This window comes from Oscillospiraceae bacterium (assembly GCA_025757685.1).
In the GTDB taxonomy this organism is placed as follows: domain Bacteria; phylum Bacillota; class Clostridia; order Oscillospirales; family Acutalibacteraceae; genus CAG-217.
The window spans coordinates 199026-216156 of record CP107220.1 but is presented as its reverse complement, the minus strand read 5'-3'; the positions used below and the strand labels follow the sequence as shown (position 1 = coordinate 216156).

The window sequence follows — 17131 nt, the reverse complement described above, 5'->3', positions numbered from 1 at the left end:
GTGCTGCCGGTGTGCGCCCTTGCACATTTTTATTTCAGCAAAAAGCCGATCTTCTTCATGGCCTTATCCAGTGTACGCTGGCTGACCCGCTGGGCCAGGTCCGCGCCCTTGGTCCAGCATGCCTGCAAATAGGACTTATCCTGCATAAACTGATTAAAGCGCTGCTGCACCGGCTCCAGCTCAGCGATCACCGCCTCGCCCACAGCGGTCTTAAAGTCGCCGTAGCCCTTACCGGCAAACTCCTGTTCGATGGTCTCCATCGTCTTGCCGGTCACGGCGGCGTAAATGGTCATCAGGTTGTTGATGCCGTCCTTACCCTCGCCGTAGTGCACACTCATCTCGCTGTCTGTCACCGCAGAACGGAACTTTTTCATAATAACGCCGGGCTCGTCCGTCAGGTACACCGTACCCTTGGGGTTGGGGTCGGACTTACTCATCTTGCGGGTGGGGTCTTGCAGGCTCATCACCCGGGCGCCGCTCTTGGGAATGTAGGCTTCCGGCACGGTAAACACCTTGCCGTAAATGCCGTTAAAGCGTTCTGCAATATCCCTTGCAATTTCCAAATGCTGCTTTTGGTCCGCACCCACCGGCACAATATCCGACTGGTACAGCAAAATATCCGCCGCCATCAGGCAGGGATAGGTAAACAGCCCGGCATTCACATTGTCTGCGTGCTGCTTGGACTTGTCCTTAAACTGGGTCATACGGGACAACTCGCCAAACTGGGTGTAGCAGTTCAGCAGCCAGCCCAGCTGGGAATGGGTGGGCACATGGGACTGGATAAACACAATACCCTTGTCCGGATCCAAACCCAAAGCCAACAGCATAGCGTACAGTTCCGTGGTCTGCCGCCGCAGCTTTTGCGGGTCCTGGCGCACGGTAATGGAATGCAGGTCTGCTACGCCGTAAATGGTGTCATATTCTTCTTGAAAGGCGCTCCAGCCCTTCATCGCCCCCAGGTAATTGCCCAAGGTGGGAATGGAGGTAGGCTGAATCAGCGACAGGCTGCGCTTTTTCCGTTCTACTTTTACTTCTTCAGACATAATTCTTTGCTCCTTTATTTGCTGCGCAGATCGGCAGCCACTTCACCCAATCGGTGCACACCGGCCACAATAGCCTCATCGGACGGGGTGGAGAAATTCAGCCGAATATGGTGGCTGACTGCCTTGTCGTCCATCATAAAGGCGTTGCCGGGCACCACAGCCACCTGTTTGGCAATGGCACGCTTACAAAAGTCCAGCATATCCACATCGCCGGGCAGCTTGCACCAAATGAACAGACCGCCCTGGGGCCGCACATACTCTACAAAATCGCCCAGATCACTGTCAATGCAGTTGCACATCAGCTCCAGCTTTTTGCGGTAAATGCCGCAGATCTTTTCAATATGGGCGTCCACATCATACTGCCGGAACCACTGGTACACGATCATCTGATTCAGCATAGCGGTATGCACATCCTCCGCCTGCTTGCCCACGGTCATTTTGGCCAGCACCGGCTTGGGACCCACGCAGTAGGCTACACGCAAACCGGGGGACAAAATCTTGGAGAAGGAACCGGCATAGATCACAATGCCGTCCGTATCCATACTCTTAATGGTGGGCAGCGGCTCACCGGCCACCCGCAGATCGCCATAAGGGTTATCCTCCAGGATCAGCACACCATACTGCTTGGCAAGGGCGTACACCTGCTGCCGTTTCTCCAGGCTCATGGTGGCGCCGGAGGGGTTTTGGAAATTGGGAATGGTGTAGATAAATCGGGCGCCCGGGTTCTCCTGCAACACCCGCTCCAAAGCGGCGGTGTCCATACCGTCTGCCTCCATAGGCACACCGGCCAGCTTACAACCGTAGGAGCGGAAGCAGTTCAGCGAGCCGATAAAGGACGGTTCCTCGCAAATCACCGTGTCGCCCTCGTTGCACAGCACCTTGGTAACCAAGTCCATAATTTGGGTCGCACCGCTGACGATCAGCAAATCATCCCCATCGGTACCGATCTTTTCCCGACGGGCAAGCCAGTCCCGCACTGTGTCCCGCAGGGGCTGATACCCCTCGGACACGCCGTACTGCAAGGCGTCAATGGGCGTTTTTTGCAGAATATCGGCGGTAATGGCCCGAACCTCGTCCACCGGAAAAGCATCCGGCGCCGGGTTGCCCGCTGCCAGCGGAATAATGGCCGGGTCAGCGGTAGCCTTTAAAATCTCTCGAATAGCGCTGGGTTGCAGTGCGGAGATCTTGTTTGAAAATGTGTATTCCATTAAGAATCGCTGTCCTTCTTTTGCAGCAAAGTCAGCACAAAGTTGGCTAAGATGGCTGCGTTATTATTCTTGGTATTCTCCACATATTTGGACTGAAACGCATAAAGCGCGTCATAATCATAAGCCGCCGCGCGCAGGCTGTCTGCCAGCGCATCCGCGTCCGTAAAGGTGGCAGCAGGCATCTCCTGCCGCAAGTCCACATTCAGCCCCCGATCCCGCATATACAGATCATAATCCGGCACAAAGAAATACAGGGGTTTCATTAAGAGGGACGCCTCAAAGGCGCAGGCGGAATAGTCCGTCACGATGGCATCTGCCAACTGCATCAACTCATAGGTGGAGTAGTTGCCGTGGATACTGAATTCCGGATCCGGCTTTACCTTGCTCAGCGGGTGGGTACGCACCACCAACCGGTAGGTCTCCTGCTCCGCAAAGGCCAATTTCAGCTCCTGGGCCACATAGGCCTCACGATCTCGGAAAGTGGGCAGATACAGCACCAGCCGCCGGTCACTGAGACCCGGGTTCTCTGCATAAAAGCGCTGAGCCAGTCCCTCTTTGGGAGTCACAATATCGTCCACCCGAGGCAGGGAACAAATTTTGATCTTCTCCGCCGGGCAGCCAAAGGCTTCCATATAAAACCGAGCGGTGGCTGCCGAGGGGCACAACACATAGTCGTAACCTCGGTGCATGTGCATGGCGTGGCTCAAGCGGGCGTCCCGCCCCTCCTTGGTGCCCAGGGATTGCAAGCCGAATTTCTTAACAGCCCCCAGTGCGTGCCACATCTGCACCACCTGCACGCCGGCTTTATGCCGCAGGCAGGACACGGCGATGGAGTAAGTGTCTACGATCACCACTTTGGAGGAAGCCAGGGCTTTCATATCCCCCACCAAATGGCCGAAATAGCGAAGCTTGCCGGCAAAGCCGTCCTCCATCATTTGCAGCCGAAACACCTGGCGGGTGCCGGGGGCTTTCTCCTCTATGGCCTGTTCCAGCAGCTGCATATCCAGACTCTTCTCGTTGCTTTGGCGAGAGAGATAGACCACCTGATCCTGCACCTTACAAAACGCCTTTAAGGGCAGATAAATCAGCTGCAGCAGCGCCTGAAACAGATAAACAAACAGAATTTTCATAAAATTTTACGCATAGAGCGGGTATTTTTTGCAGATTTCTGCCACGCCCGCCGCAATGTTCTCTTTTTGATTGTCAAAGTCCGTGATGGCCAGGTAAATATACTCGGCGATCTTGTCCATATCCTCCGTATTCAGTCCACGAGTGGTGGCTGCCGGGGTACCGATCCGCACACCGGAGGTGATAAAGGGAGACAGGGGCTCGTTGGGCACGGTGTTCTTGTTCAGGGTGATATGCACCTCGTCCAGCCGGTGCTCCAGCTCCTTGCCGGTCACATCGGTGCCAATCAGGCTCAGCAGACACAGGTGGTTGTCCGTACCGCCGGACACCAGGTTCAGCCCACGGTCGGTAAGTCCCTTCGCCAGTGCTTTGGCGTTGTCGATCACCCGCTGCTGGTAGGCTTTGAATTCCGGCTTCAGCGCCTCACCAAAGCACACGGCCTTGGCGGCAATAATGTGCATCAGCGGGCCGCCCTGGGTACCGGGGAACACGGCGGAATTCAGCTTTTTGATCAAATAGGGATTGTTGCACAGGATCAGGCCGCCCCGAGGACCGCGCAGGGTCTTATGGGTAGTGGTGGTCACCACATCGGCGCAAGGCACCGGGCTTTGGTGCAGACCCGCTGCCACCAAGCCGGCAATGTGAGCCATATCCACCATGAACATAGCGCCGTTGGCATGGGCAATATCCGCCATAGTCTGGAAGTCAATCTCCCGAGGATAGGCGGAGGCACCGGCCACAATCAACTTGGGCTTCACTTTATTCACCTGCTTGGCAAATGCCGCATAGTCAATAAAGCCCTCGTCATTGACGCCGTAGGGCACAAAGTTAAAGTACTTGCCGCTGATGTTCACGGGAGAGCCGTGGGTCAGGTGGCCGCCGTTGTCCAGCGCCATACCCATCACCGTGTCACCCGGCTTCAGCAAAGCAAAATAGACAGCCGTGTTGGCCTGGGCACCGGAGTGGGGCTGCACATTGGCATACTTGGCACCAAACAGTTTGCAGGCGCGCTCAATGGCAATCTTCTCCACCACATCCACATACTGGCAGCCGCCGTAGTAGCGCTTGCCGGGCAGACCTTCGGCATATTTGTTGGTGAGCACAGAGCCCATGGCCGCCATCACAGCGGGAGACACCAGGTTCTCCGATGCGATCAGCTCAATATTATCCCGCTGGCGTTGCAGCTCCTGATTCATTGCCGCAGCAACTTCCGGGTCCGCACCTGCCACCTGGGCAATGGAATCATAGTAATCCGAATACATAAAATCGTCCTCCGTTCTTTGTTTTTGCTTAGAACTTATACGCATTATCATACCATATTTTAGCAGCATATACAACAGAAAGTTGCGATTTCCACCGGGAAGTGACCCGCTCGACGGCTGAATACGGATTTTGCACTTGATATTGGCGGGGCTTTGTGGTAAAATTGACGGGTATTTTAGACTAAGACTGAAGGAGTGATTGGATGAGCGGACATTCCAAATGGAGCACCATTAAGCGCAAAAAGGGCGCCAACGACGCCGCCAGAGCCAAGGTCTTTACCAAGATCGGGCGCGAACTGGCCGTTGCCGTAAAGCAGGGCGGCCCGGACCCCAGTGTAAACACCAAGTTAAAGGACATTATCGCCAAGGCCAAGCAGAATAATGTGCCCGGCGACAATATTGATCGTATGCTCAAGAAGGCGGCCGGCGAGACGGACACCGCCAACTATGAGGAGATCATTTATGAGGGCTACGGTCCCAGCGGCGTGGCCGTGGTGGTAGAGGCCCTGACCGACAACCGCAACCGCACCGCCGGTGAGGTTCGCCATTACTTTGATAAGGCCGGCGGCAATATGGGCACCCAGGGTTCCGTGACCTTTATGTTCAACCGCCAGGGAGTCATCGTCATTGAGCGCGAGGATGTGGACGAGGATCAGCTGATGGAGGACGCACTGGAGGCAGGCGCTGCCGACTTCTTGACCGATGATACGGATATTTTTGAAATTCGCACCGAGCCCAACGATGTGGGTGCCGTGCGGGACGAGCTGGAGGGCAAGGGCTACAAGATCCTTTCCTCTGAGCCGGCGTATATCCCCACCACCTACACCCGCCTGGAAAGCCAGGACGATATGATGAAGATGGCCCGGATGATCGAGATGTTCGAGGACAACGACGATGTGCAGAACATTTGGCACAACTGGGAAAACGAGGACGAATACGAGGGCTAAAGCCAAACAAAACGAAAAGAGTTCCCTTTGATTGGGGAACTCTTTTTTCTATATTGAGGGTTATTGGACAGGACGATCCCGCCACCGTTTACACAAGAGAGGCAAAATTGTAAAACTTGGCTCCCCTTTTATGTAATAAAGGGGAGCTGTCAGCGCAGCTGACTGAGGGGATAAAAAACGAAACAACCTTTTCTCACATCACCGGGGTATGCTGGAGGATAAAGCGCTCCAGTGACGGGGCGATAAATTTGGCATGACCGGCAGCGTTGGGGTGAATGTTATCTGCCATATAGGCGGTGCGAAACGCTTTGCTGCGCATCTGCATGCCACTCTCCCGAGTCAAATCCAGCACCGGAAAACTGTACAGCGCCGCCACCTGGCGAATGGCGTCTGCATAATCAACTAAGGTTTTGGTCGGCTCTACGGTGCCCTTGGTACCATCCGCGCAATCGTGGCGGGGCAGCGGAGTTACCAGGATCACCAGCGCATTCGGGTACTTGGCGCTAAGCAAATCGCATGTATACTTTAACCGGCCGTAAAAGCTCTCCGTGTTGGCGTCGTCTGCCATGGTGCCCAAAGGCATAGCCACCGAACGACCGAAATCATTGGTGCCGGCAAAAATGGTAACCAAATCCGCATCTTCATTCTTGTCTGCATTCACATAAGCCGGCATGCTGTGCTGGCCGACTGCGGTACCTGCAGTCACCGTATAACCCATGCTGTTCATGGCGTGCATGCTGCCGCTGACCAGCTGCAAGCCTAAATCCTTGGCGATCAGCCGAGAGTACAGCTGGGTGTCCGGATCGTCCAGCTGAAAGCCGGCGCTGATACTGTCGCCAAAGGCCACCCACTTTTTGCCCTGCCAGTAGGCTTTTGCGCCGGAAAGCGCCTGCACCTGCTGCTCCAGATCTGTAATTTTTTGGGACTGGGCGGTCACCGTTTGCTGCAAAGACTGCAAGCTGTCATCCTGGATGGCAACGGTCTGCTGCAAGGTCTCCAGCGCGCTTTGCTGATCGGCCAGCAGCTGTTCCTGGCGAAGCACCGTTTGTTGCAGATCGCCCACGGTCTTGCTCTGTTCCAGTGCCGTCACCCGGCGGATCATACCGTCCACCTTGCTGTTCAGGCTTTGCAGGCTCTTTTGGGCGGCGTACTGCACCGCCATGGCCTGCACCACCGCCGTGTAACCGGAATACTGCTTCTTTTTCTTCACCGTCTTATAGGCGCGCACCTTGTAATAATAGGTCTTGCCGCCTTTCAAGTTGCTGTGGGTGTACTTGGTCGCAGATGTGGTGGCCAGCAGGGTATATTTGCCGCTTTTGGACCCGGCGATATACACCTGGTAGCCGCTGACTTTCTTAGCTGCCGTCCATTGCAGGGTGATAGATACATTATCATTGGCCTTGGCGCTGAGCTTGGTGGGCTTAGCCACCCCTGCCGCCTGCACGGTCAGCAGCCCGGTAAAAGCCACCAGCAGCGCCAGGCACACCGCCACCAGGCGGTAAATGCGTTTGCGTTTTCCTTTCATCTTTATCCCTCTTTCTAAAAAGCCCGGCACAAGTGAGGAACTGTGCCGGGTATGTTGCGTATGGCTACGCCGTATTTTTCATTATCTATGCACCGGGGGCGGCAGATCCGGCGGATCGTTGCGGTCTGCGGAGCCGGAGGTCTGCATTTCCTCGTACTGGCGCATTTTCTCTGCCCGGCGCTTTTTCTTCAGCCGGGCGTTACGGATAAACAGGTACAGATACACCAGCACAAACAGCACGGCAGCGCCCAGTACAATCCGTACCACCGTCAAGGAGAAAAACGCTTTAACGGCGTTGAGAATTTTTAAGAATGTGGACAGCTCCACCCGATTGGCAGCCACCAGCTGCACCGTTGCCACCACCTGGTCTGCGTAGACGATCTCCGCCTTGCAGATCTTCTGTCCTTTTTCCACCGGGGCCTGCACGCTCTCCGGCTTATCCACCGCCCGAATGATCACGGCGGATTTGTCCAGCCCGGCGGGCACGATGGTGTTTACATCTTTCGCTGCCATCAGCTGCACTGCGTCCGCGTCCTTGCCATTCTCTACCGGCACTTCGTCGATCACATCATTTGCGCTGACCAGGGTGGTATATTTCAGCGAGTCAAAGGCCCAGTCAAACAAGGACGCGGCGTCAATAAACGAGCATTTCTCCACATAGCCGTCGCTGTTATAGTCGATCACCGGTGCGCCAAGCACCACAGCCAAATAGTTGTAGCCGTCCTTGGATGCCTTAGTGATCACGCAGTAGCCCGCCTCCTCGGTGGAGCCGGTCTTAATGCCGCTGGCGTACTCGTAATAGTAAGACACATAGCCGCTTTGCAGCATTAAGTTGGTGTGGGTAAAGGTGGTATTCTTGTACTTGTACTGCACGGTGGTGCTGATTCTCTCAAAGGTGTCGTTTTGCAGCGCCTTTAAGGTAATCTTCGCCAGATCGGCAGCGGTGGAATAGTGGTTGGGGTCGTGGAGGCCGTCCGGGTTCACAAAATGGGTATTCTTGCACCCCAGGGACTGAACCCAGCTGTTCATCTCCGCCACAAAGGCGTCCGTAGAACCGGAAACAAACTCCGCCAGCACATGGCAGGCGTCACATGCTGAATGGACCATAGTAAGATATAGCAGCTGTTCAATGGTCAGGCTCTCCCCCACTTTCAGCCCGGCCGTCTGTGCTCCGGTGCCCAGCACAGCGTCGTAGGCACTTTGGCTCACCTTGGTCTTTTGGCTCAGGTTCTTCACTTTATTCAGCACCACCATGGTGGTGACGATCTTGGTCAGGGAAGCCGGATACATCCGCTTGTCCTGATTTTTCTCCGCCACCACAGGGAAGGACGGATCATCCAGGCTAAGGAGCATATAGGCCTGGGAATACAGCTTACGGTCCGGCTTATACACTGCGGCAGAGGCAGAAAAGCCTGGCACGCAGAACACGGCGGACAGCAGCAAAACGAAAGATAAAAAGAAAGAGACAGTTTTTTTCATGGAACTTGACACCTGAACCAATTAAAGATATTATAATACTTAGTCTATCATCTTTGGGCCGAATTGAAAAGCCCAAATGCGTAAAAACTTTTTGAATTTTTCGGAGCGAATTATGATTTACATTACCGGGGACACCCACGGGGATCTGTCCCACTTCAAAGACCCTAAACTCAAGCGCCTGGGAGAGAAAGATATTGTCATCGTCTGCGGCGACTTTGGCTTTCTTTGGAACCCCAACGACCCCAAGGAAAAGCGCAACCTGGAGTGGCTGAAAAAGCGCAAGTACACCATCTGCTTTTTAGACGGCGCGCATGAGAATTTTGATATGCTGGACAGCTATACCCCCTACCGCTGGAAAGGCGGCAACACCCACAAGATCGCCGACAACATTTACCACCTAATGCGGGGCGAAATGTTTATGTTTGAGAACAAGACCTTCTTTGTGATGGGCGGCGGCGAAAGCGAGGACAAGGATATGCGAGAGGACGGGGTCAGCTGGTGGAAAGCGGAGCTGCCCACCGCCGAGGACCTGAAAAACGGCCAAGACAATCTGCGAGAGTATAAGTACGCCGTCAACTATGTGCTCACCTATGAGGCGCCGGCCATTGCCAAGGACTTCTTAAAGCTGCACACCAACAAGGGCGTGCACATTACCCCGCTGAACACCTACTTGCAAGAGCTGATGAAGCAGGTGGAGTATATGCACTGGTACTTTGGCAGCCTGCACACCGACCTGGAGGTCAGCAAAAAAATGACCGCCGTGTTTAACGAATTCATCGAGATTTAACCTTTGAGAAAAAGAAATGGAAGAAAGTCAATTCCCGATCCCATCATTCTATGCTTTCCGGTACGCCAACAAAGCCGCTGCCGGGTATCAGCATTGCTCTTATGTGGTAGCTAATTTTATCACGCCTTTTTTGTTTCTCCACATCATAATCAGCATTATGTTTATGGCGGATTTGGATAAATACATATCCTTTGAGCCACTGCTATGGGTTTTGTTTGTCTGCGGTGTTATCGGCCTTGTGTTATCCATCAAATACGCCACCGGCTTTAAGGGTATCACACTGTATAAGGATCATTTAGAGATCACTATGCACTCTCTGTTTACAAAGCGATTCCGCCCCACCGTGTCCATCATGTACAAGGATATTGCCAGTGTGTACAACAGCCGCCTAAACTTGCGCAGCCAGGGGATGCGGCAAAAGTGGAGTATGCTGGTGGACTTTGGCGATTATCAGTATTATACGGAGATCCGCCTGCTAAACGGCAAGCAAATCTGTGTTTCCGTAGAAAATCAGGAGGCCTTTGCCCACGAACTTTTCGCCCGCATTGAGGATTACGCCCACCGCTATGGCCAGACCAAATAATACATCAAAAACAGCCCCCGCATTCGTAACGAATGCGGGGGCTTGTTTATTTTATGAAAATGCGATTGAACCGGTAGGGGCGGATCGTATCTGCCCGCTTTTATCCCCTCAGTCGCAAAAATGCGACAGAGGGGACGGGCACCGGTTAGGTGGTGGCAACGCCGCAAGGCGTTGACGGAGGGATTGGCGGGCGGCAATTACGAGAATATATTACTTCTTGGTGGTCACGCTCTTGGCCTTACTCCACCCGGAGTAGAGCTTTACGCTCTTGCCACCGATTTTTACGGTTTTATAAGTGCGTACCCGCACATAATACTTCTTCTTGGCGGACAGCTTACCGACACTCTTAGAAGTCGTCTTATTCTTGCTGATCGTCACCGTCTTGGCTTTCTTAAACTTGCTGCTGGTACTATACTGCACCTGATACCCGGTGGTTTGGGTAGCCTGCTTTTTCCAGGTGACCTTAAAGCCTTTCTTGGCAGCGGTGACTTTAGATACGCCGGTGCCTTTTGGATTGATATTGTAGGTCAGGCTCTTTGTACCGCTGTAATTGCCCTTGAGGGTCACTTTCACGGTGTATTTGCCCACATTCTTCATGCCCTTGGGGTAGTAGATTTTATAATCCGTACTCTTCAGGGCTTTGCCCTTGCTGTTTTTCACGGTCACAGACGGTTTTTGCACCTTGCCGTTATAGGTGTAGGCGGTCTTATTCAGCTTGATGTTGTTGGCTTTATAGTATGTCTGCAAGGTCTTGGTGTATGTGGCCTTGCAGCCGGTATGGGTACAAGCATAAGTTGCTGTCCGCTTGCCGTCCTTAGAAGTCGTGGCCTTGGTCAAGGCACGGCTTTTTTCTTTGTAATTATGACCCAGCGCCGGTACAATATCCCGGTGCACCTCATCTGCACAAATGGTGCAGAAGTAAGGCGTGTAGCCCGCGGTGGTGCAGGTGGGCAGTACCGAATCCCCCGCCTCGTAATTATGCTCGTGACTGCGGATTTTAAATTTCGCCTCGGCTCGATAGCCTTGGTAGTACACCGCCATGGTATTCATACCCTCGGCGCCGCAGCCGGACATATCCACGATCACATCGACGCCGTTAATGCTCAGCACACCGCCGGCATTTTTATAACACCATTCCAAGGGCTGGGTAGCGTTCTTAAATCCCACCAGCAGTTTCAATTCATTGAGCACCGCCTGGGGATCGTAGCTGTAAAACGTCTTGTCCGGCAAGTAAGCACGCAGCCCCAGCTCCTCCGTCAGCGCGCCGCTTGCACCACTGATAAATGTAATATCTACATCGGAACCCTCACTGAAAGGCGACCAGCCCCAAACATGGTAGGTATATGTTTTGCCCTTTTCCAAGGTGGCGGTTATATAAGGTCTGCTATAATCCTTGGCGTTGGGACGGTATGGATACTCCCCTTCCTGCACCTTTCCGCCCGGGAAAGTCAAACTTGCGTGCGCATTGCGTCCGCTTTCGCCCTTCGGATTGTGTACAAAAAAGCTCAGAGTATACTCCGCCGTGTACTGAGGGGTAAAGGTCAGCGTGGCCTTTTCGCCTTTTGCATAGGAAACTACATTTTTTTGGGTCTCAGCAGAACGAAACAAGGCACGGCTTAAATCATATGATGTTGACGCTGCCCACGCCGTCACCGGCAGGGTGCACACCAGCAGTAGAAACGCCAGCAGAAAACTGCCCAGGCGTATAGTTTTTTTCATAATCGCACTCCTTTGCTGCCCTTATTGTAGCACAGGCCGGGCAGATTGTAAACAGGAAAGGTCTGTCAATAGGTATAGCGCAGCACGGCGGAATACACCGTGTGCAGGGCGCCGTCTGCGTCTGCATAAGTCAGGTACGCCCGCGCGGCGGCAGTGCCCACATGGGCGGAAATGCCGTAGTACAGCACAAACTGACCTTCCGGCTCCGTAGAGCGGTTTTGAGCGCAGCGCACCGTGCCGGCGTCCGTACCGGTGCCCGGCTTACCGGCCATCTCCAGCACCAGGTCATCGTCTGCCAAATTTTTGCCATACAGGAAGCCGGAGGTCACCAGTCGGTTCCCCTCCCCGGCCATGGACCGGGTGGCGGCAAACATCACCCGCCCGGTATCCGACTGCAACTGGGCGGACAGCAGCGACACAGAGGGCACCGGCGTCAGATCATCGGTGCGCTTCTCCAGCGCCAAATCGGCAACCGCATAGAAGCTATACCGGCTGCCATAACCCAGCACCCGCCCATCGGCTGAAAAGCCCTTGGCATCTGCCGCAGACACAGCAACCCGCGCCCCATAGGCAACAGTCAGACTGTCCCGGGCAGTTTGGCTGCCGCACTGCAAGGTGCAGCCGGGGGCGGTGATGGTCAGCTGCTTGGCTCCACCGGCGCGGTACAGTGCCTGCACGGTCAGGGAGCCGGTGGAGCTGTGGATCTGCGTCGGCGTGTAGGACCAGCCGACAAAAGTATAGCCGGTGTAGGTAGGCGGCGTGGGGATCTTTACATCCGCAGCACTGTCCACCTGTTGATAAGACAGCACATTGGAAAACGGGTCAATAAACAAAAAAGTCAGCCGGTCGCTGTCGTCCAAAAACAGCGGCGTGTAGGTGGCGCTGGCCACCGGGGTAAAGGTATAACTGGCATCGCCGGACAGAATCTTATTCCCCTGCTGCCAACCGGCAAAACGGCAGCCGCTATTGGGCAGAGCCAGCAGCGTGCAGTCCTTGCCCCGATCTACATAAATCCGGCCGCCGGCGGTCACGTCCGTATCGTTAAACAGCAGCGCGCCCATATCCGCGCCGGGGGTAGCAATGCAAAAGCCGTCGTAATCTACAAAATTCGCCCGTGTGGTAGCGCTGCACCGGCTGCATCCCAGTAGGTCATAACCGCGGGCAGTGGGCGTAGCCGCCACCCGCTCCAGCAGCACAGAATAGTCGTGGGCCAAATTAAAATCCGCCGTGGCGGTGTAGCCCATATAGTGCACCTGCACCGTGTTCTTACCGCAAGCACCGCAAGCGGACAGATCCACGATCACATCGGCGCCGCCTACCAACAGGCTACCCATCGCATCCTTATACTTCCATTCCAAGTGGGCGCCGGTGCGATCCACAATCAGCAGCTTCATTGCATTCAGCACCGCCTGTTGGCTGTAGGCAGTAAATTCCGTTTGGTCCAGATACAGCCGCAGCCCTACCTCCTTGGAAAGGGTGCCGCTTTCGCCGCTGGTAAAGTCCACGTCTACCGTTGCGCCGGTACTGTTTGCCGTCCAGCCCCAAACCGAGTAGGTATAGGTTTTGCCCTGCTCCAAGGTAGCGGTCAGGTACGGATGGCTATAATCCTTAACGGTAGAGCCGGTACGGTTAGGGTATTCAAAGTCCGTGACCGTGCCGTCCGGATCCGTCAGGCTGGCACGGATATTCCGCCCGCCTGTCACATGGCCGTACAGCTTTAAGGTGTATTCCGCCGTGTACTGGGGCGTAAAGGTCAGGTTTGCCGTCTCACCAGCGCCAAAGGAAAAGGCATTCGTCCGGGTACGGAACAGGTAGTTCTGGTTCAGATTTACCGAGGTGGTGGCACCGTAAGTGACCCCCGGCAGGGCACAGCAGGCCATTACCAACACCAGCACCAGGCACGCCAAGCGCTTTGTCATTTTTTTCATACCGCCGCCTCCAATTCGTTTCGTCTGCTTTCATTGTACCATAAGTGCCGCTCCATTGCCATAGAAAAACAAAAAAAGCCGACGGTCATCCCGCCGATCCGTACAATACCGACCCGGTGCACCCAACCGGCCGCACCGATAAAGCAAAAAAAATCGAGCCGAGGGATTGCTCCCTCGGCTCTTTTCGCTCGAGCAATTATTTTACTAATTGCAATTAGTCGTCTTCGCCACCAATAATTTCAGGACCGCTTGCGGTCATCACATCGATCTGCTGAAATTCCTTGACGTCGACAACAGGCTTAGAATAAGCTTCTTTCATGAAGACATTCCTCCTATTCCTAAATTGCCTTATATCGCTGCCGGCAGTTGCCCGCCGGCAGGAGCGATAAATAGGTGTTTACGCGATTAAGCGTAAGTGTGGCTCATCACATCAGAGTACACGGTCTGCACTTTGCCATTCTGATCCTTGTAGGTCAAGAATGCCTTAGCGGAGGCAGTGCCGGTCTGAGCGGAGATACCATAGCTCAGGATGAACTGAGTGCTGCCCTCGGTGCTGTTGGCATAAGCAGCCTTCACAACGCCGGAGTTATCAGCGGAACCCTTCTTGCCAACATTGGCCAGAGTCAAGTCAGCGTCAGTCAGGTTCTTACCATACACAAAACCGGACTTCAGGTAAGTGCAGCCATCCACCATAGCGCGGGTAGCAACGAACTCAACCTTGTAAGAACCGGCAACCTGGTTGGCAGAAACAGCAGCCACAACGGGAGCCTGGGTGGTAGCGGAAGCCGCCTTCACAGTTACATCAGATGCAACATAGAAGGTGTAGCTGTCGCCGTAAGCAACGATCTTGCCGTCGATAGCCCAAGCGGTAGCGTCGGCCTTAGACACGGTTACCTGGGTGCCGTAAGGAATGTCAGCCAGAGTGCCCTGTGCGGAGTTGCTGCCGTAAGCAACGGTAGCATCAGCGTCAGTGGTTACAGTGTAGGTAGCGGCAGCGTCCTTCTCATACTGTGCATAAACAGTCATGGAGGAGGTAGCGGCCTTAATGGCAGCCTCATCTACGGACCAACCGGTGAAGGTGTAGCCGGTGTAGGTGGGTGCCTGCGGGATCTTCACATCTGCGCCGGAAGCAACAGGCTGAGAAGAGATCACGTTGTTGAACATATCAACAAAGGTGAACTGAACGGGCTTAGCGGACTCAGCGAACACAGGCGTGTAAGTGATGTCAGCGATAGCCACGGTGGTGTAGGTAGCATCGGTGGAAACGATCTTGTTACCGGTCTGCCAGCCTACGAAGGTGCAGTCCGCATTGGGAGTCGCAACCAGGGTGTAAGTGCCGTTCTCAGCGAACTTCTTAGAACCACCGGCGGTCACATCCTGACCTGCCAGGGTTACAGAGCCGTTCTCCACAGCATTTACAGTTACGGTCACACCAGCCAGAGCCGGCGCAGTCTCCTTGGTGTAGAAGTAGCCGCAGTCCTTACAGGTGTAAGTGGTGATCTCGGGCTGATCCAGAGTGGCCTCCTGGGTCACCTTAGCGGTGAAGTCGCAGGCCTTGGTCTCCGTGTGAGAAGCGTCATTGGCGCATACACGGCTGTGCTTTGCATCAGCACCCTCGGTGCCCTCAACATGCTTCCAGTCACCCCAGTTATGATCGGTAGCCGGGATCGCTACAGTGTAGGTGCCGCCGCACTCGGTGCAGGTGAAGGTCTTCACGCCGGGCTCGGTGCAGGTAGCAGCCTTGGTCTCCACACCATTGTTGAAGGTGCACTTGTCAGTCTTCGTAGGCTGGCTGCAGGTACCCTCGCCGGTGCAGGTAGCAGTGTGGGTGTAATTCTTACCCTCAACGAAGGCCTCACCGCTGGTGTAATCAGCAACGGGAGCGCCGTAGTTGTGGGTATGACCCAGAGCGGGCTTGGTCTCCTCAGTGTAGGAGTAGCCGCAGTCCTTACAGGTGTAAGTGGTGATCTCAGGCTGATCAGCAGTCTGGTTCTGGGTTACCTGAGAAGTAAAGTTACAAGCTGCGCTATCGGTATGAGTAGCGTCATTCTCGCAGGTGCGGGTGTGCTTGGACTCAGCCTTAGCGGTAGAGTCGTCATGCTTCCACTCGCCCCACTTGTGACCCAGAGCAGCCTCACCGGTCATCTGGGTTCTGGAGATCTCCTGACCGCAGACGGAGCAGTAAACCACGGAGTCATAAGTCTCAGCAGTCTCGCAGGTTGCGGGCTTCACATTCTCCTTAACCGCAGCAGCGGGGGTGTGGTTCTTGGTAGCGGGGATAACCACGTTATTCTCAACGCTGATCACATAGCCGCAGTCGGAGCAGCTGGTGGTCACGGTCTTAGAACCGTCCTTACCGCAGGTGGCATCCACAATGTTGCTGTCCATAGTCTGCGGATTATGCGGCGTGGTGGTCAGCTTAGCAGTGAAGGTGGTGTCTGCGGAGATGGTCGCTGTGGTGGGATCGGTATCCCAAGCATAGCTGTAGTGGCCGGCAGCATCGGGAGCCTTAGTGGGCAGAGCCGGTACAGAAGCGGGGCTCTTGCCCTCTTCCACTTTCTCGGTGCCCAGAGAAGCGCCGTCCTCGGTCACATAGTTAACGGTGTAAGACTTGGTCTCCGGAGCAGATGCCTTCATGGGTACTTCAAAAAGTCCAACCTCAGCATCGCCTTCTTCGGAGATACCTGTCATGGTGTAGCTGCAAGCGATCTCGTTTTCGTTACCAAATGCAATAGAACTGTACTTGGTCATCAGCGGATCGGTGTTGAAAGTCAACAAGCTATCTTCAATTTTTGTGCCAGCAGCTACCTTAAAGCCAACAGTTGCAATGTAAATACCATCAATAACAACATTAGTATCCTCGTCACTGTTGTACAAAGTAGAAGTATCGCCCTGCCATGTAGCATCCGGAACTTCATCGTTAACCAAACGAGTACCATAGCAGATGTACTGCTCGGTTCCGTTTACATCACTTGCATTATCAGTCATATAAGCTTCGCCGTTAGCATCGACCATAGCCTCATCGGCCATTGCAAGTAACTTTGCAGTCTTGCTCCAGCCGGTAGTAGGATTGCTACGCACACCTGGTGTCAAAGCTGAATTAACTTCATATTTAAACTGTACATTGCCAAATTGGCCAGCTGTATCATGCAGAATGAACGATGCAGCAACGAAATACTCGCCCTTAGAGTTTGCTTTCAGGGTGCAACCATCGCTACCAACGGTCTGACCTTCCACAGAAACTTTACTCAAATCAGTAACGGTCGCGCCATCGGTAATCCAGTTCTCATCGCCATTCTTATAAAAAGCCTGATCTTTACCGGTATAGGCAGTCCATACTACATCCAATTTCGGGCTCAGGCTCTTAGCAGCAGGCAAGTCAGCCTTTTCGATAACCTGGCCAGGCGTATAATTCGCTGCCAACGCAGAAACGGGCGCAGCAGTCAGGATCATCATACCTGCCATAATACCGGAAAGCACTTTCTTTACGCTTTTGCGCATGTGTGTTTCCTCCTAAAATAA

The 17131-nt window shown here is 54.2% G+C and carries 12 protein-coding genes; 3 read left to right on the top strand and 9 right to left on the bottom strand.

All coding sequences use genetic code 11. The features are described 5' to 3' along the window. Window positions 1–29 precede the first annotated feature (29 nt). The 4 genes from trpS to OGM59_00905 are packed head-to-tail and all read right to left on the bottom strand — an operon-like array spanning window position 30 to window position 4641. Window positions 30–1043, bottom strand: a complete 1014-nt coding sequence (trpS, locus tag OGM59_00920; GenBank protein ID UYI91060.1) for a tryptophan--tRNA ligase — start codon at window positions 1041–1043, stop codon at window positions 30–32. 14 nt (window positions 1044–1057) lie between these two features. After that, window positions 1058–2251, bottom strand: coding sequence for a PLP-dependent aminotransferase family protein (locus tag OGM59_00915; GenBank protein ID UYI91059.1), 1194 nt, complete (start codon window positions 2249–2251; stop codon window positions 1058–1060). Beyond that, on the bottom strand, window positions 2251–3381 hold the full coding sequence (locus OGM59_00910; protein UYI91058.1) for a CDP-glycerol glycerophosphotransferase family protein: 1131 nt from the start codon (window positions 3379–3381) through the stop codon (window positions 2251–2253). Before OGM59_00910 ends, OGM59_00915 begins: the two co-directional genes overlap by 1 nt. A 6-nt stretch (window positions 3382–3387) precedes the next feature. After that, window positions 3388–4641 carry a serine hydroxymethyltransferase gene (locus OGM59_00905; protein UYI91057.1) on the bottom strand — a complete coding sequence of 418 codons (1254 nt, stop codon included), beginning with the start codon at window positions 4639–4641 and terminating at the stop codon, window positions 3388–3390. Window positions 4642–4844: 203 nt separating this feature from the next. On the opposite strand from OGM59_00905, the gene OGM59_00900 reads away from it, so the two are divergent. Further along, window positions 4845–5588: a YebC/PmpR family DNA-binding transcriptional regulator gene (locus OGM59_00900; protein UYI91056.1), complete on the top strand. Its 744-nt coding sequence runs from the start codon at window positions 4845–4847 to the stop codon at window positions 5586–5588. Between the two features lie 193 nt (window positions 5589–5781). Here OGM59_00900 and OGM59_00895 read toward each other — a convergent pair whose 3' ends face one another. Together OGM59_00895 and OGM59_00890 are read right to left on the bottom strand one after the other, a co-directional pair. Next, a complete protein-coding gene (locus OGM59_00895) occupies window positions 5782–7113 on the bottom strand; it encodes a GDSL-type esterase/lipase family protein (GenBank protein UYI91055.1) in 1332 nt (443 codons plus the stop codon). Between the two features lie 81 nt (window positions 7114–7194). After that, window positions 7195–8592, bottom strand: a complete 1398-nt coding sequence (locus OGM59_00890) for a D-alanyl-D-alanine carboxypeptidase (protein ID UYI91054.1) — start codon at window positions 8590–8592, stop codon at window positions 7195–7197. Window positions 8593–8704: 112 nt separating this feature from the next. Between OGM59_00890 and OGM59_00885 the strand changes: the two genes are divergently transcribed. Beyond that, window positions 8705–9379, top strand: a complete 675-nt coding sequence (locus tag OGM59_00885; protein UYI91053.1) for a hypothetical protein — start codon at window positions 8705–8707, stop codon at window positions 9377–9379. A gap of 16 nt (window positions 9380–9395) precedes the next feature. Beyond that, window positions 9396–9962 (top strand): hypothetical protein, encoded by a 567-nt coding sequence (locus OGM59_00880; protein UYI91052.1) that lies wholly within the window; start codon window positions 9396–9398, stop codon window positions 9960–9962. 210 nt (window positions 9963–10172) lie between these two features. Here the strand turns inward: OGM59_00880 and OGM59_00875 are convergent, their stop codons facing one another. From OGM59_00875 to OGM59_00865, 3 genes are all read right to left on the bottom strand, one after another. After that, the gene (locus OGM59_00875) at window positions 10173–11681 is read right to left on the bottom strand and encodes a fibronectin type III domain-containing protein (protein ID UYI91051.1); all 1509 of its coding nucleotides are present in this window, start codon (window positions 11679–11681) and stop codon (window positions 10173–10175) included. 65 nt (window positions 11682–11746) lie between these two features. Next, window positions 11747–13609 (bottom strand): InlB B-repeat-containing protein, encoded by a 1863-nt coding sequence (locus OGM59_00870; GenBank protein UYI91050.1) that lies wholly within the window; start codon window positions 13607–13609, stop codon window positions 11747–11749. Between the two features lie 405 nt (window positions 13610–14014). Continuing rightward, window positions 14015–17110 (bottom strand): InlB B-repeat-containing protein, encoded by a 3096-nt coding sequence (locus OGM59_00865; protein ID UYI91049.1) that lies wholly within the window; start codon window positions 17108–17110, stop codon window positions 14015–14017. Window positions 17111–17131 lie beyond the last annotated feature (21 nt).

Coding starts and splice junctions, on each gene's coding strand:
- OGM59_00870 (UYI91050.1), bottom strand. CDS start 13,609: ATGAAAAAAATGACAAAGCGCTTGGCGTGCCTGGTGCTGGTGTTGGTA.
- OGM59_00910 (UYI91058.1), bottom strand. CDS start 3,381: ATGAAAATTCTGTTTGTTTATCTGTTTCAGGCGCTGCTGCAGCTGATT.
- OGM59_00895 (UYI91055.1), bottom strand. CDS start 7,113: ATGAAAGGAAAACGCAAACGCATTTACCGCCTGGTGGCGGTGTGCCTG.
- trpS (UYI91060.1), bottom strand. CDS start 1,043: ATGTCTGAAGAAGTAAAAGTAGAACGGAAAAAGCGCAGCCTGTCGCTG.
- OGM59_00890 (UYI91054.1), bottom strand. CDS start 8,592: ATGAAAAAAACTGTCTCTTTCTTTTTATCTTTCGTTTTGCTGCTGTCC.
- OGM59_00865 (UYI91049.1), bottom strand. CDS start 17,110: ATGCGCAAAAGCGTAAAGAAAGTGCTTTCCGGTATTATGGCAGGTATG.
- OGM59_00915 (UYI91059.1), bottom strand. CDS start 2,251: ATGGAATACACATTTTCAAACAAGATCTCCGCACTGCAACCCAGCGCT.
- OGM59_00900 (UYI91056.1), top strand. CDS start 4,845: ATGAGCGGACATTCCAAATGGAGCACCATTAAGCGCAAAAAGGGCGCC.
- OGM59_00875 (UYI91051.1), bottom strand. CDS start 11,681: ATGAAAAAAACTATACGCCTGGGCAGTTTTCTGCTGGCGTTTCTACTG.
- OGM59_00885 (UYI91053.1), top strand. CDS start 8,705: ATGATTTACATTACCGGGGACACCCACGGGGATCTGTCCCACTTCAAA.
- OGM59_00880 (UYI91052.1), top strand. CDS start 9,396: ATGGAAGAAAGTCAATTCCCGATCCCATCATTCTATGCTTTCCGGTAC.
- OGM59_00905 (UYI91057.1), bottom strand. CDS start 4,641: ATGTATTCGGATTACTATGATTCCATTGCCCAGGTGGCAGGTGCGGAC.